We start from the raw sequence: 14548 nt of genomic DNA, 5'->3' as shown, positions 1-14548 counted from the left end.
TCTCGGCGAGCCGGATACGGCCGCCGTCCCCTTCAGCGCCCGATCCGCCGCCGTCAACGAACGTTCACCGGCCGCCTTCCGGGACGCCGGCCGGGTATACGCGGTTGAGACCGATTGTAGCCCTGCAGGGAGTGCTGCGCCCGGGCCAGAGCCACGCGGACACGAAGGGCGGCGACGAGCCAGCGCGCTCTTTCCAGGGTCATCGCCCCCGACAACATCACCGTTCTCTCCCGATCGTTCACTGTTTGTTCTATTAGAGGATTATAAGCTCTATATCAAGCCTTTTTTCCGACGGTAGCCTGACAGACAGATGCCGGAGCCCTTTCGAGGCCCCGGCATCGCGGATCGTCCCGATCGGGCGGCGGGCCGGCACCCGCCCCCGGTCCTCAGAGCGAGTAGTAGTGCACGAACTCGATCGGGTGCGGGGTCATCTCGTAGCGCAGCACCTCGGTCATCTTCAGCTCGATGAACGAATCGATCTGGTCGTCCGTGAAGACGTTGCCGGCCTTGAGGAAGGCGCGGTCCTTGTCGAGGCTCTGAAGGGCCTCGCGCAAAGATCCGCAGACGGTCGGGATCTTCTTCAATTCGCGCGGGGGCAGGTCGTAGAGGTCCTTGTCCATCGCGGGGCCCGGGTCGATCTTGTTGATGATGCCGTCGAGGCCGGCCATCAGCAGCGCCGAGAAGGCGAGGTAGGGGTTCGCCATCGGGTCGGGGAAGCGGACCTCGACGCGCTTGGCCTTCGGGTTCGTCGTCCACGGGATGCGGCAGGAGGCCGAGCGGTTGCGCGCCGAGTAGGCGAGGAGCACCGGCGCCTCGTAGCCCGGCACCAGGCGCTTGTAGGAGTTCGTCGAGGGGTTGGTGAAGGCGTTGAGCGCCTTGGCGTGCTTGATGATGCCGCCGATGTACCAGAGGCATTCCTGGGAGAGGTCGGCGTACTTGTCGCCGGCAAACAGCGGCTTGCCGTTCTTCCAGATCGACTGGTGGACGTGCATCCCCGAGCCGTTGTCGCCGTAGACGGGCTTCGGCATGAAGGTCGCGGACTTGCCGTAGCTCTGGGCGACGTTGTGGATGCAGTACTTGTAGATCTGCATGTGGTCGGCGAGCAGCGTCAGCGTGTCGAACTTCATGCCGAGCTCGTGCTGGGCCGAGGCCACCTCGTGGTGGTGCTTCTCGACCTTGACGCCCATCGACTGCATGGCGGCCAGCATCTCGCCGCGCATGTCCTGCGCCGAATCCTGCGGCGGCACCGGGAAGTAGCCGCCCTTGGTCTGGATGCGGTGGCCGAGGTTGCCGCCCTCGTACTCGGTGAAGCCGTTCGTCGGCAGCTCGGTCGAGTCGAGCTGGAAGCCGGTATGGTAGGGGTCGGCGCCGAACTTCACGTCGTCGAACACGAAGAACTCGGCCTCGGGGCCGACATAGACCGTGTCGCCGATGCCGGACGATTTCAGGAACGCCTCGGCGAGCTTGGCCGTGCCGCGCGGGTCGCGCGAGTAGGGCTGGCCGGTGGAGGGCTCCAGCACGTCGCAGACGATCGACATGGTGGAGGCGGAGAAGAACGGGTCCATGCAGGCGGTGGCCGGGTCCGGCATCAGCAGCATGTCGGACTCGTTGATGGCCTTCCAGCCGGCGATCGACGAGCCGTCGAACATGGTGCCGTCCTGGAAGATCTCGTCGTCGACGAGGCTGACGTCGAAGGTGACGTGCTGCCACTTGCCGCGCGGATCCGTGAACCGGAAGTCGACGTACTTGACGTCGTTGTCCTTGATTTCCTTCAGGACGTCCGTTGCCGTCTTAGCCATCCCCGGGAGTCTCCTCTGTCTCGGCATTCAGCCGTGGTTCGACCGCGGAGCGCGCGCGCCCGCGGGGTCAAGATGTCAAGGTCGAGCGCAGGAAATCGTCAGCGCTGATGAGGCTCGACGCAGAAGCCGCGCCGTTCATAAGGAATTGCCGCCCCGTTTTCGAGGGGGCGTGGTCACATCATCGCGCGCGCCTCGCGCACGGTCCGGCTAGATCGCGTCCGCGCCCGTCTCGCCCGTGCGGATCCGGATCGCCTCTTCGATGGTCGACACGAAAATCTTGCCGTCGCCGATCCGGCCCGTCTGCGCCGACTTGCGGATCGCCTCGACCGCGCCCTCCACGAGGGAATCCGCCAGAACGATCTCGAGCTTCACCTTGGGCAGGAAGTCGACCACGTATTCCGCGCCCCGATAGAGCTCGGTGTGGCCCTTCTGGCGGCCGAAACCCTTCGCCTCGATCACGGTGATGCCCTGGAGGCCGACCTCCTGGAGGGCCTCCTTCACCTCGTCGAGCTTGAAGGGCTTGATGATCGCTTCGATCTTCTTCATGCCGAACGGGCCTGAGCTGCGCTGCGCTGAGCCCGATTTCTACCATCCCGGTCCGGCCTCCGCCACGCTGTTTTCTCTCGGAACGCGCCGAAATTGCCTGTCGAATGTGCAGATCGTGCATATCATTTGGGCAATATCGGCGGGCCGGCCACGTTTGCGGGCATCGGCTGAGCGGCGCGCGGGCAGGGATACGGGAGTTTCGCGGATGGACGGCGCACGGCTGCTCACGGTTGAGGCGATGGCCCGGGTCGACGCGGCGGCGATCGCGGGCGGCACCCCGGGGATCGAGCTGATGCGCAGGGCCGGCGCCGCGGTGGCCGAGCGGGCGCGGGCGATGGCGCCCCCGGGCGGGCGCATCCTCGTCCTGTGCGGGCCCGGCAACAACGGCGGCGACGGCTTCGTGGCGGCAGGCCGCCTCGCCGAGGCCGGCTACGCGGTCGAGATCCGGCTCCTCGGGATGCGCGCCCGGCTGTCGGGCGATGCGGGCCTCGCCGCCGCCGCGTGGGCCGGACCGTTGGCCGAGGCCGGCGAGCCGGAGGATTTCGGCGGGTTCGACCTCGTCGTCGACGCGCTGTTCGGGGCCGGGCTCTCGCGCGACCTCGACGGGACGGCCAGGACGTGGGTCGACGTCATGAATTGTTCCGATTGCCCGGTGCTCGCCGTCGACGTCCCGAGCGGCATCGACGGGACGACCGGGGCGGTCCGGGGCATCGCGGTCCGGGCGACCGAGACCGTCACCTTCGTGGCCTACAAGCCCGGCCACCTGCTCCAGCCCGGCCGCGCCCATTGCGGAGACCTGCACTGCGCCGATATCGGCGCGGGCGGGGCCGCGCTCGCGGCGGGCCTCGCCGCCTGCGGGCCGCCCCTCTACCGGAACGGCCCGGACCTCTGGGGGAAAGCGTTCCCCCGGCTCGGCGCGGACAGCCACAAGTACACGCGCGGCCACGCCCTCGTCCTGTCGGGGCCGGCCCACCGCACTGGCGCCGCCCGGCTCGCGGCGCGCGGCGCCCTGCGGATCGGGGCGGGCCTCGTCACCGTGGCCTCGCCCGCTGCGGCTCTCCCCGAGAACGCCGCCCACCTCACGGCCATCATGCTGCGCCCCTGCGACGATGCCGACGACCTCGACGACCTCCTCGTCGACGAGCGCCTCAACGCGGTGCTGCTCGGCCCCGGCCTCGGCACGGGCGCGGCGACCCGCGATCTCGCGGCGGTCGCCGCGATGGCCGGCCGCGCCCTCGTCCTCGACGCCGACGCCCTCACGAGCTTCAAGGGGCAGGCCAAGGCCCTCGCGGATCACATCGCCGATGGCGGCGCCCGCGCCGTGCTGACCCCGCATGCGGGCGAGTTCGCGCGGCTGTTCGAGGGCACCGCCGCCGCCGAGGAGGGGCTCGGCAAGCTCGAGCGGGCCCGCCGGGCCGCTTCGCTCGCGGGCGCCGTCGTGGTGCTCAAGGGGGCCGACACCGTCATCGCGGCGCCGGACGCGCGGGCCGCGATCAACGATCACGGCACGCCCTATCTCGGCACGGCGGGCTCGGGCGACGTGCTCGGCGGCCTGATCGCGGGCCTCCTCGCGCAGGGCATGGAGCCCTTCGAGGCGGCCGCGGCGGCGGTCTGGCTCCACGGCGATGCCGGGCGCCGCCACGGCCCCGGCCTGATCGCGGAGGATCTGCCCGAGCTGATGCCGGCCGTCCTCGCCGGCCTGATCGAACGGCTCAGGTGACCTCGAAGGAGGTCCACAGCCCGGTATCGAAGCGCTCCAGCACCGTGGCGCTGATCAGCCAGCGGCCCGGATTGTCGGCCAGGAAGGCGATCCGGGCCGTGCGCCCTTCGAGGAGCTGGAACGTGTCGAGCCAGTAGGGCTCCCAGCCGTCGTCGAGGGGGTGGAGCAGCCGGAAGACGTGCCCGTGCAGGTGCAGGGCCTGCGGGAAGGCCGTCTCGTTCTTGATGGCGAGCACGACCACTTGGCCGCGCTTCACCGAGAACAGGGGCGGGGCGCCCGCCGCCCCGGTCGCGCCGTTCACGGCCCAGATCCGGGTCGGGTCGCCCGCGTAGACGGGCTCCGCCTCGGGCCTGTCCTTGCTGAGCGTGGCGCCGCCCGTGATGACGACGTCGCGCCGAAAGGCGTTCTGCAGCTTCACCTCGGCCGGCAGGAGCTTGTTGTCGCCGATCGGCCCGATCGGAGGGCGCTTCTCGCTCACCAGCTCGCCCTTCGTGGTGAGGCTCGCGAGCGTGAGCCCGTTGCCCACGAGGGCGACGATGCTGGCCTTGGCATCGGGCTCCGCCGGCAGGTCGAGCAGGAGGTCGTAGCGGGTGCCGGGCGGGAAGGGCAGCGTCGCCTTGAGCGGCTCGAACGTGTCGGTCGGCTGACCGTCGACGCCGGCCACGTAGACCTTCACCCCCTCGAAGCGCAGGCGCGTCGCGCGCGCGTTGCAGGCATTGCCGAGGCGCAGCCGCAGGCGGCTTCCGGGCCGGGCCTCGATCGCCTCGGGCACCGGCCGGCCGTTGATCGTCACGAGGTTGCCGAGGCGCCCGCCCGCCGCGGCGAAGTTCGCCTGGCCGAAGGGCAGCAGGCTGCCGTCCTCCTGCAGGCGCCAGTCCTGCATCAGCAGGGATAGGTCGCGGTCGATGGCGGGCGGCGTCGTCTCCTCGACGACCAGGAATCCGGCGAGCCCCCGTCCCGATGGCTCGCTGGAGCCGCCGACCACGAGCGGGCGGATCAGGTAGGTACCGGCATCGGGCGGGGCGAAGGCGTAGGTGAAATCGGCGCCGGGCGCAATCGGCGCCTGGGTGACGCCGCCGACGCCATCCATGGCGTTCTGGTTGCGCACCCCGTGCCAGTGCAGCGAGAGCGGGCGCTCCGTCCGGTTCTCCACCCGCAGCCGGAGGCTCTCGCCGCGCTTGACGCGCAGCGCCGGCGGCACGGTCTTGCCGTCGAAGGCCCAGATCGCGGTCTCGGAGGCGGGCCCCGGCTTCAGACGCAGCCTCGCCGGGGCCGCGGTGAGCGGGCGCGCGTCGGCAACGGACGCGGCCGCGCCCGTTCCGGGACCTGCGGGCTTGGCCGGCCCGCCCGCCTGGGCGCGCGCGCCTCCCGGCATCAGGCCGAGGAGCGCCGCCCCCCCGATGAGCGCGCGGCGCGAGGGCCGGCCCTCCCGTGATTCGGGCGCGGGCACGGAAGGGGCTTGCGGCATGACACCTCGGGCGGGTTCGGCGGGCCGGGTCGGAAAGGTGCGCCGCTTGTAGCGGTCGCGCCCGCCCGGCGCCACCGCCGGCCCGGCGGCGCGGAGCCGCCGGGGCGGGGCGGCGGCCCATGCTGAAGTTTTTTGCTGCGGGCCCGGGCTTGCATGCTATAGAGCCGCCCTCCGGCGGCCGGAAGCGCGCCGGGCGCAGGCGCTCGCGGGCGTGGCGGAACTGGTAGACGCGCTGGATTTAGGTTCCAGTGTCGCAAGACGTGGGGGTTCGAGCCCCTCCGCCCGCACCAGGGCCGCTGTCGGGAACGGAATGGCTTCATCATCAGAAGGCCGGCCCGCCCTGCCGCTTTGAGTCGGCCGGCCTTGAGCGCTTCACCGCAGGCCCCTGGGCTCTCCGTTCATGGCGGGCGCCGGGGCGATCGCAGTTTCGACGACACGGACTTTGAGAGCGGAAAGACGACGATGCAGGTGACCGAGACACTCTCCGAGGGGCTGAAGCGCGAGTTTCAGGTGCTCCTCGCCGCCAACGAGCTCGAGGATCGCCTGACGAACGAGCTGTCCGGCATGAAGGACAAGGTGCAGCTCAAGGGCTTCCGCCCCGGCAAGGTGCCGGTGGCGCACCTGCGCAAGGTCTACGGCCGCTCGGTGATGGCGGACGTGCTGCAGAACGCCGTCAACGAGGCCAACCAGAAGATCGTCACGGACAACAAGCTCCGGCTTGCCCTCGAGCCGCGCATCGAGTTCCCCGAGGACAAGGCCGTGGTCGACAAGGCCCTCGAAGCCAAGGCGGACCTCGCCTTCAAGGTCGCTCTCGAGGTGCTGCCGAGCTTCGAGCTCGCCGACCTCTCGGACGTCAGCCTGACGAAGTACGTCGCCAAGCCGTCCGACGCCGAGATCGACGAGGCGCTGGAGCGCATGGCCGGGCAGAGCCGTCCCTTCGCCGACAAGGGCGAGGATGCGGTGGCCGGGGCGGGCGACCGCGTCACCATCGACTTCGTCGGCCGCATCGACGGCACGGAGTTCGAGGGCGGCAAGGGCGAGGGCATCGATCTCGAGCTCGGATCCAACAGCTTCATCCCGGGCTTCGAGGACCAGCTCGTCGGCGCCAAGCCCGGCGAGAGCCGTCTCGTCAAGGTCACCTTCCCGGAGGCCTACGGGGCCGAGCAGCTCGCCGGCAAGGACGCCGAGTTCGACGTCGCGGTGCAGAAGGTCCAGGCCCCGGGCGAGGTCAAGATCGACGACGCGTTCGCCACGGGCCTCGGCATGGAATCCCTCGAGAAGCTGCGGGAGGCCGTCTCCAAGGCCATCGGCAGCGACTACGAGGCGGCGACCCGCCGCAAGCTCAAGAAGGAGCTCCTCGACGCGCTCGACGGCAAGTACGCCTTCGACCTGCCCCCGAGCCTCGTGCACCAGGAGTTCGCCTCGGTCTGGGCCCAGGTCGAGCAAGACCTGAAGAACCGCGGCAAGTCCTTCGAGGACGAGGACACCACCGAGGAGAAGGCGCAGGGGGAGTACCGCAAGATTGCAGAGCGGCGGGTTCGTCTGGGTCTGGTGCTTGCGCAGGTCGGCGAGAGCGCCGATATCAAGGTCTCCGACGAGGAGGTGAACCAGGCCCTGATCGCCCGCGTCCGGCAGTTCCCCGGGCAGGAGCAGCAGGTCTGGGATTTCTACCGGAAGAATGCACAGGCGCTCGCCGAGCTTCGTGCGCCGCTGTTCGAGGAGAAGGTGGTTGACCACGTCCTCGCGCAGGTCAAACTTGTCGAGGAGCCCGTCTCGAAGGAGGCGCTCTTCGCCGACGAGGACGCGGAAGCCGACGCCGCCGACGAGAAGCCGTCCGCCGACAAGGCGGAATGAGGTCCGCGCCCTCGTTCAAGGGCAGCGGGCCCCGAGTGAGGTGGCGTTAAGCGTCGCCGGTGTTCGCTGAATTCGCCCGGTCCCGCGTGATTCGCGCGGGCCGGGCCCCTTGGAGCCCTGGGGCACGATGATGAGAGATCCGGTCGATTATTATAACAGCGCGCTCGTGCCCATGGTGGTCGAGCAGTCGAGCCGCGGCGAGCGCGCCTTCGACATCTACTCGCGCCTGCTGCGCGAGCGGATCATCTTCCTCACCGGCCCGGTCGAGGATTACGGCGCTTCCCTGATCGTCGCCCAGCTCCTCTTCCTCGAGGCCGAGAACCCCAAGAAGGAAATCTCCTTCTACATCAACTCGCCCGGCGGCGTGGTGACCTCGGGCCTGTCGATCTACGACACGATGCAGTTCATCCGCTGCCCGGTGACGACGCTCTGCGTCGGCCAGGCCGCCTCGATGGGCTCGCTGCTTCTCACCGCCGGCGAGCCCGGCCACCGCTTCGCCCTGCCGAACGCCCGCATCATGGTCCACCAGCCGTCGGGCGGCTTCCAGGGCCAGGCCACCGACATCCTGATCCACGCCCGCGAGATCGAGGCGCTGAAGAAGCGGCTCAACGAGATCTACGTGAAGCACACGGGCCGCGACTACGAGACCATCCACCAGGCGCTGGAGCGCGACAATTTCATGACGGCCGATGCCGCCAAGGAGTTCGGCCTCATCGACGAGGTCATCCAGAAGCGGCCGGAGCCGGCCGCGGCCTGAGTGGTCGAAGCCCGCGCCCATGCGTCCTTTTGGGGTGCGTGGGCGTTGGGTCAGCGGCCTTGATCCCGCCGCGGCAGCGTGTTTGCATCGCGATTCTGGCCCGACCGACCCGTCAGATGCGCGCAGGTGACTGTTTCTTTAAGCGGATGTCCTTACGTTTGAACGATGCGCGTGAGCCCCTGGCCGGCACCGCGCGCACGAATCGGAGACCGATATGAGCAAGACTGGCGGCAACGACTCGAAGAGCACGCTGTACTGCTCGTTTTGCGGCAAGAGCCAGCACGAGGTCCGCAAGCTGATCGCGGGCCCGACGGTGTTCATCTGCGACGAGTGCGTCGAGCTGTGCATGGACATCATTCGCGAGGAATCGAAGTCCTCCCTGGTGAAGTCCCGCGACGGCGTCCCGACCCCGAAGGAGATCCGGCGCGTCCTGGACGACTACGTCATCGGCCAGGACTTCGCCAAGAAGGTTCTCTCGGTGGCGGTGCACAACCACTACAAGCGCCTCGCCCACGCCACCAAGCACAACGACGTGGAGCTGGCGAAGTCCAACATCATGCTGATCGGGCCGACGGGCTCGGGCAAGACGCTGCTCGCGCAGACGCTCGCCCGTATCCTCGACGTGCCCTTCACGATGGCGGACGCGACCACGCTGACGGAGGCCGGCTACGTCGGCGAGGACGTCGAGAACATCATCCTGAAGCTCCTGCAGGCCTCCGACTACAACGTCGAGCGCGCGCAGCGCGGCATCGTCTACATCGACGAGATCGACAAGATCTCCCGCAAGTCGGACAATCCCTCGATCACCCGCGACGTCTCGGGCGAGGGCGTGCAGCAGGCTCTCCTCAAGATCATGGAGGGCACGGTCGCCTCGGTGCCCCCGCAGGGCGGCCGCAAGCACCCGCAGCAGGAATTCCTGCAGGTCGACACGACCAACATCCTGTTCATCTGCGGCGGCGCCTTCGCGGGGCTGGAGCGGATCATCTCCCAGCGCGGCAAGGGCACCTCGATCGGCTTCGGCGCGACCGTGCAAGCTCCCGACGACCGCCGCACCGGCGAGATCTTCCGCTCGGTCGAGCCCGAGGATCTGCTGAAGTTCGGGCTCATCCCGGAATTCGTCGGCCGCCTGCCGGTGCTCGCGACGCTCGAGGACCTCGACGAGGCCGCGCTCAAGCGCATCCTCCAGGAGCCGAAGAACGCGCTGGTCAAGCAGTACCAGCGCCTGTTCGAGATGGAGAACGTGGACCTCACTTTCCAGGAAGAGGCGCTCTCGCTCGTCGCCCGCAAGGCGATCGAGCGCAAGACCGGCGCGCGCGGCCTGCGCTCCATCCTGGAAACGATCCTCCTCGACACGATGTACGACCTGCCGGGCCTCGATTCGGTCGAGCAGGTCGTGATCGGTCCGGAGGTGGTCGAGGGCAAGTCGCGCCCGCTCTTCATCCACGGCGACCGCAACAAGGAAGCGCCGGCGAGCGTGAGTGCGTGAGCGCACTGCGCAAGTGACTGGCCGGCATGCGGATTTCGCATCGCCGGCCATCCACCGGACTCGGGGGCACCGCTTGAAAGGGCGACCTCCGAGAGCCACCTGAGGCAAAGCGCAGTGGCCGCACGCTCCCGTTGAGGTGCGGTGCCGCGCCACCAGCCGCACAGTTTCCGTACACTTCCGACCCTCGCGGCCCGGTCGGCCCCTGGCAGGATGCTTGCTCTCCCCGCAGAGGAGCGAATGCCCGGCGTCCATCATGAGGAAGTCAGCCATGACTCAGTCGAAATCGCGCCAGCCTGTCGTCCCGGGCTCGACGGGCGCCTACGCCGTCCTGCCGCTGCGCGACATCGTCGTCTTCCCGCATATGATCGTGCCCCTCTTCGTCGGGCGCGAGAAGTCGATCCGCGCGCTTGAGGAGGCGGTCCGTACCGACCGTCACATCCTGCTCGCCACGCAGATCAACGCCGGCGATGACGATCCGGCGACGGACGCGATCTACACGATCGGCACGCTCGCGAGCGTCCTGCAGCTCCTGAAGCTGCCCGACGGGACCGTGAAGGTCCTGGTCGAGGGCGCGGGCCGTGCCAAGATCACGGATTTCAGCCGCTCGGACGAGTTCTACGAGGCGCAGGCCCAGACGCTCGCCGACGATCTCGGCGACCGCGTCGAGGCCGAGGCCCTCGCGCGCTCGGTCGTGTCCGAGTTCGAGAACTACGTGAAGCTCAACAAGAAGATCTCCCCCGAGGTGGTCTCCGCCGTCACCCAGATCGACGAGCCCTCCAAGCTCGCCGACACGGTCGGCTCGCACCTCGCGGTCAAGATCGCCGACAAGCAGGCGATCCTCGAGATCCCCACGGTGGCCCAGCGCCTCGAGCGGGTGCTGTCGCTGATGGAGAGCGAGATCTCCGTGCTCCAGGTGGAGAAGCGCATCCGGACCCGCGTCAAGCGGCAGATGGAGAAGACGCAGCGCGAGTACTATCTGAACGAGCAGATGAAGGCGATCCAGAAGGAGCTCGGCGACGAGGACGGCCGCGACGAGCTCGCCGAACTGGAAGACAAGATCGAGAAGACGAAGTTCACGAAGGAGGCCCGCGAGAAGGCGCAGGCCGAGCTCAAGAAGCTGCGTCAGATGTCGCCCATGTCGGCCGAGGCCACGGTCGTGCGCAACTACCTCGACTGGATGCTGGGCATCCCGTGGGGCAAGCGCTCGAAGATCAAGAAGGATCTGCTCGGAGCGCAGGTGATGCTCGACGAGGACCATTTCGGCCTCGAGAAGGTCAAGGAGCGCATCGTCGAGTACCTGGCCGTGCAGCAGCGGGCCAACAAGCTCACGGGCCCGATCCTGTGCCTCGTCGGCCCTCCGGGCGTCGGCAAGACCTCGCTCGGCAAGTCGATCGCCAAGGCGACCGGCCGTGAGTTCGTGCGGATGTCGCTCGGCGGCGTGCGTGACGAGGCCGAGATCCGTGGCCATCGCCGGACCTATATCGGCTCGATGCCCGGCAAGATCGTCCAGTCGATGCGCAAGGCCAAGACCTCGAACCCGCTCATCCTGCTCGACGAGATCGACAAGATGGGCATGGATTTCCGGGGCGACCCGTCCGCGGCCCTGCTGGAGGTCCTCGACCCGGAGCAGAACGCGACCTTCAACGACCATTACCTCGAGGTCGATTACGACCTGTCGAACGTGATGTTCGTGACGACGGCGAACACCCTGAACATCCCGGCCCCCCTCATGGACCGCATGGAGGTGATCCGCATCGCCGGCTACACCGAGGACGAGAAGCTGGAGATCGCCCGTCGCCACCTGATCCCGGGTGCGATGAAGAAGCACGGCCTCGACGCCAAGGAATGGTCGGTCACCGACGACGGGCTGCTCATGCTCATCCGCCGCTACACGCGGGAAGCGGGCGTGCGCAACCTGGAGCGCGAGATCTCCAACCTGATCCGGAAGGCCGTGAAGGAGATCCTGATCACCAAGGTGAAGGCGGTCACGGTGAGCGCCGACAACCTGCCGGAATTCCTCGGGCCGCCGAAGTTCCGCTACGGCGAGATCGACGCGGACGATCAGGTGGGCGTGGTCACGGGCCTTGCCTGGACCGAGGTCGGCGGCGAGTTGCTGACGATCGAGGGCGTCATGATGCCCGGCAAGGGCAAGATGACGGTCACGGGCAACCTGCGCGACGTGATGAAGGAATCGATCTCCGCCGCGGCGAGCTACGTCCGCTCGCGGGCCATCGACTTCGGCATCGAGCCGCCGCTGTTCGAGCGCCGGGACATCCACGTCCACGTGCCGGAGGGGGCGACCCCGAAGGACGGGCCGTCGGCCGGCATCGCGATGGCGACCGCCATCATCTCGACGCTCACCGGCATCCCGGTGCGCCGCGACGTGGCGATGACGGGCGAGGTCACCCTCCGGGGCCGCGTGCTCCCGATCGGCGGCCTCAAGGAGAAGCTGCTCGCGGCGCTCCGCGGCGGCATCAAGACGGTGTTGATCCCCGAGGAGAATGCCAAGGACATCGCCGAGGTGCCCGACAGCGTGAAGAGCGGCCTCGAGATCATCCCGGTCTCCCGGATGGATCAGGTCCTGACGCGGGCGCTCGTGCGCCAGCCCGAGGCGATCGAGTGGGACGAGCCGCTGCCGGCGGCGAAGCCCGCCCGGCCCGACGATGATGGCGCGGCCCTCGTGGCCCACTGACGAGGCCGGCACGGGCGACCCGCCGGACTGGTCGAGGCCCTCGGAGCAAGCAGCTCCGGGGGCCTTTCCCGTTCCCGGCACGCAACGGTCGATGGCTCGCTCCGGGGCTTGCGCCGTCTGCCGCGCTTGCCTACCAAGCCCTTCGCGCGCATCGCAGGGCTGGGATCCTGATCGATCGCGCAGGCCGGGCCGGCACAACGCCGGCCCTCGGGCGGTTAGCTCAGCTGGTAGAGCGTCTCCTTTACACGGAGAGGGTCGGGGGTTCGAGTCCCTCACCGCCCACCAATGATTTCAGCGACATAGGCAGAGATCTGCACCCCATAGATCCCGTTTGGGGTGCGCTCGGGGTGCAAAGCCATCGGAGTGCATTTCTGATTTCTCCCCAGGCATACCAACCGAATCGCGGAATTCGGCCCATAGGCGCCTGCAAGATCATTGGTCCTGAGACACGTTCGTACCGATCACGGCCGCTGGCGGCCTGACTGTGTCGTCGCCCGCCGTCCGACCATGGCTTCCGAGCGCGACCTGTGTCGAACCCGCGTACGACCGGTTCGGCGCCGGCTCATCATGTGACCGGCATGGACAGCGTTCCGGAGACCGCCTCCCCCGATATTTCGCCTGAGCTTCGGCGGAAGCCGCAACATTTCGCGACGATCAGAGCCTGCGTCCGGTCGCCCCGGTGGCGCGTACGGCAGGTGCAATCTAAGCTTTAGAAAAGGCGAAGAGCGGGCCAGCAAGCGATCCATGGCGAAGGCGGATTACCACCGGAACGCGCTGCGCATCCTGTTCATCCTGACGCGAGGCAGCCGGCTGGCCCCCGATGCCGGGGTGGAGGAGTTCGACCGCGTGTTCACCGGCGAGAGCCGGGTTCATGCCCTCGACTTCTGGATGCGCTACCCGGACTATCTCGCCGACGAACTCCTGACCCTGTTCGAGGCGACGGGCGATCCGTCCTACCTCGACGAGGCGCGTCGGATCTTCGACCAGGAAGAGCCGGACCTGCGCCGGGTGCCGATGCTGCGGTTCTATTTCGGCGCCTACGAGCCCCTGGACACGGTGCTGGGTATCCTCAAGTCGCGGGGCCTGGTCCTGCCGCGCTCGCGCGTCACCGCCATGGGCCGCAAGGGTCACGAGTTCCTCGTCTCGCCGAGAGCGGTGGAGCTGCTGGACCGCATGGTCGCCGAGTTGCCTCCGCTTGGCTGGTACGAGGACCGCGTCGCGCTGGTCCTGAAGGTCGCGGGAAGCCGGGGCGGCTTCATGCTCAAGACCCGCCAGCATGAGCGGCGGGAGTACCATGACACGAAGGTCGACGACCTGATCCCGACGACCGCCGGGCGGGTCCGCCGTCGCCTCGAAACGATTCTGGAGAAGGCATGATGTCGGGCGACGGCGCGCAGGACGGTCCGGACGCTTTGCTGGCCGCCATCGCGGAGAAATGCGGCCGCTCCGTCGAGGAAACGCGCTCGGTGCTGACGCGCCACGGCGTGGGCATCACGCGAAGCCTCGCCGTTCCCAAGCGTCTCTGCCTGCGCTCGCTTCGGTTCGCCGGAGAGAAGAAGGGGGGGAAGGCCGCGGGCCCGATCGCGTTCGACTGGCCCGACATCGGCCCCGGGATCTGGGGCATCACCAGCGGGCGCAACCTTCGCGGCAAGTCCACAGTGCTCGGGATCATCCGCTGGTGCCTGACCGGCAAGCGGAGCGGGATCCCGGCGGAGATGGCCGAGTGGTTCGCGGCCGTGCGCCTGACCTTCACCTTGGATGACCAGCCCTACGAGGTCGAGATCGCGGACGCCGTCGCGGTGAGAGGCACCCTGTGGCGGGGCGTGGACGATGCCCGCCGGGCCCAGGCGACCTTCGGTTCCGAGGACGGCTTCAAGGCCGCGATGTCGGACCTGTTTATGATGCAGCTCGGGCTCTCGCCGCTCGTCACGCACACGGTCCGGCCGACCGGTGAGAGCCTGGACCAGCCCCATGACTGGGCGTTCTTCGCCGGGGCAATGTCGATCGAGCCCAATCCGGAATACCTCTTCGGCACCGTCGCGATGTCGGCCCTGCCGACGCGGATGATGCAGATGTTCCTGGGTATCCCCTGGACGAGCACGAATGCCGACCTCGTCGCCGCCAAGGGGCGGCTCCGGAACCAGGCGACGCAGAACCGCGCCGTCGCCAAGGGCCTCGCGGACCGGCGCAAGGGCCGATCGAGGCCCTGAGGAAAGCCGTCGCGGC

At 68.5% G+C, this 14548-nt stretch carries 10 protein-coding genes and 2 tRNA genes; 9 read left to right on the top strand and 3 right to left on the bottom strand.

Annotation, left to right across the window (positions count from 1 at the left end):
* Nucleotides 1–386 precede the first annotated feature (386 nt).
* Both glnA and WDW90_RS12605 read right to left on the bottom strand, forming a co-directional pair.
* Entirely contained in the window at nt 387–1799 is a 1413-nt protein-coding gene (glnA, locus tag WDW90_RS12610; protein WP_336487732.1) for a type I glutamate--ammonia ligase, read from the bottom strand.
* A 207-nt stretch (nt 1800–2006) separates the two neighbouring features.
* Complete coding sequence (locus tag WDW90_RS12605; RefSeq protein WP_336487731.1) at nt 2007–2345, bottom strand: P-II family nitrogen regulator; 339 nt, start codon at nt 2343–2345, stop codon at nt 2007–2009.
* Between the two features lie 205 nt (nt 2346–2550).
* Between WDW90_RS12605 and WDW90_RS12600 the strand changes: the two genes are divergently transcribed.
* Nucleotides 2551–4065: an NAD(P)H-hydrate dehydratase gene (locus WDW90_RS12600; RefSeq protein ID WP_336487730.1), complete on the top strand. Its 1515-nt coding sequence runs from the start codon at nt 2551–2553 to the stop codon at nt 4063–4065.
* On the opposite strand, the gene WDW90_RS12595 is transcribed toward WDW90_RS12600, so the two are convergent.
* Complete coding sequence (locus WDW90_RS12595; RefSeq protein WP_336487729.1) at nt 4058–5533, bottom strand: multicopper oxidase family protein; 1476 nt, start codon at nt 5531–5533, stop codon at nt 4058–4060. The two genes, WDW90_RS12600 and WDW90_RS12595, sit on opposite strands and share 8 nt — an antisense overlap.
* A 205-nt stretch (nt 5534–5738) precedes the next feature.
* Here WDW90_RS12595 and WDW90_RS12590 point away from each other — a divergent pair.
* The 8 genes from WDW90_RS12590 to WDW90_RS12555 all read left to right on the top strand — a co-directional run bounded on the left by WDW90_RS12590 (nt 5739) and on the right by WDW90_RS12555 (nt 14532).
* Nucleotides 5739–5823 (top strand) — tRNA-Leu (locus tag WDW90_RS12590).
* Nucleotides 5824–5995: 172 nt separating this feature from the next.
* Nucleotides 5996–7387, top strand: coding sequence for a trigger factor (gene tig / locus WDW90_RS12585; RefSeq protein ID WP_336487728.1), 1392 nt, complete (start codon nt 5996–5998; stop codon nt 7385–7387).
* A 130-nt stretch (nt 7388–7517) separates the two neighbouring features.
* The gene (locus tag WDW90_RS12580) at nt 7518–8144 is read left to right on the top strand and encodes an ATP-dependent Clp protease proteolytic subunit (RefSeq protein WP_336487800.1); all 627 of its coding nucleotides are present in this window, start codon (nt 7518–7520) and stop codon (nt 8142–8144) included.
* A 214-nt stretch (nt 8145–8358) separates the two neighbouring features.
* Nucleotides 8359–9630 carry an ATP-dependent Clp protease ATP-binding subunit ClpX gene (gene clpX, locus WDW90_RS12575; RefSeq protein WP_336487727.1) on the top strand — a complete coding sequence of 424 codons (1272 nt, stop codon included), beginning with the start codon at nt 8359–8361 and terminating at the stop codon, nt 9628–9630.
* Nucleotides 9631–9898: 268 nt separating this feature from the next.
* Nucleotides 9899–12322: an endopeptidase La gene (gene lon, locus WDW90_RS12570; protein WP_336487726.1), complete on the top strand. Its 2424-nt coding sequence runs from the start codon at nt 9899–9901 to the stop codon at nt 12320–12322.
* Between the two features lie 209 nt (nt 12323–12531).
* Nucleotides 12532–12607: transfer RNA gene (locus WDW90_RS12565), tRNA-Val, on the top strand.
* A gap of 459 nt (nt 12608–13066) precedes the next feature.
* Nucleotides 13067–13699 carry a hypothetical protein gene (locus tag WDW90_RS12560; RefSeq protein WP_336487725.1) on the top strand — a complete coding sequence of 211 codons (633 nt, stop codon included), beginning with the start codon at nt 13067–13069 and terminating at the stop codon, nt 13697–13699.
* The gene (locus tag WDW90_RS12555) at nt 13696–14532 is read left to right on the top strand and encodes a hypothetical protein (RefSeq protein ID WP_336487724.1); all 837 of its coding nucleotides are present in this window, start codon (nt 13696–13698) and stop codon (nt 14530–14532) included. The genes WDW90_RS12560 and WDW90_RS12555 overlap by 4 nt, the downstream gene beginning before the upstream one ends.
* Nucleotides 14533–14548 lie beyond the last annotated feature (16 nt).

The organism is Methylobacterium nigriterrae (genome assembly GCF_037106235.1).
In the GTDB taxonomy this organism is placed as follows: Bacteria; Pseudomonadota; Alphaproteobacteria; order Rhizobiales; family Beijerinckiaceae; genus Methylobacterium; species Methylobacterium nigriterrae.
Note: the sequence above shows the minus strand (reverse complement) of the source record. Positions and strands in the feature narration are given on the sequence as shown.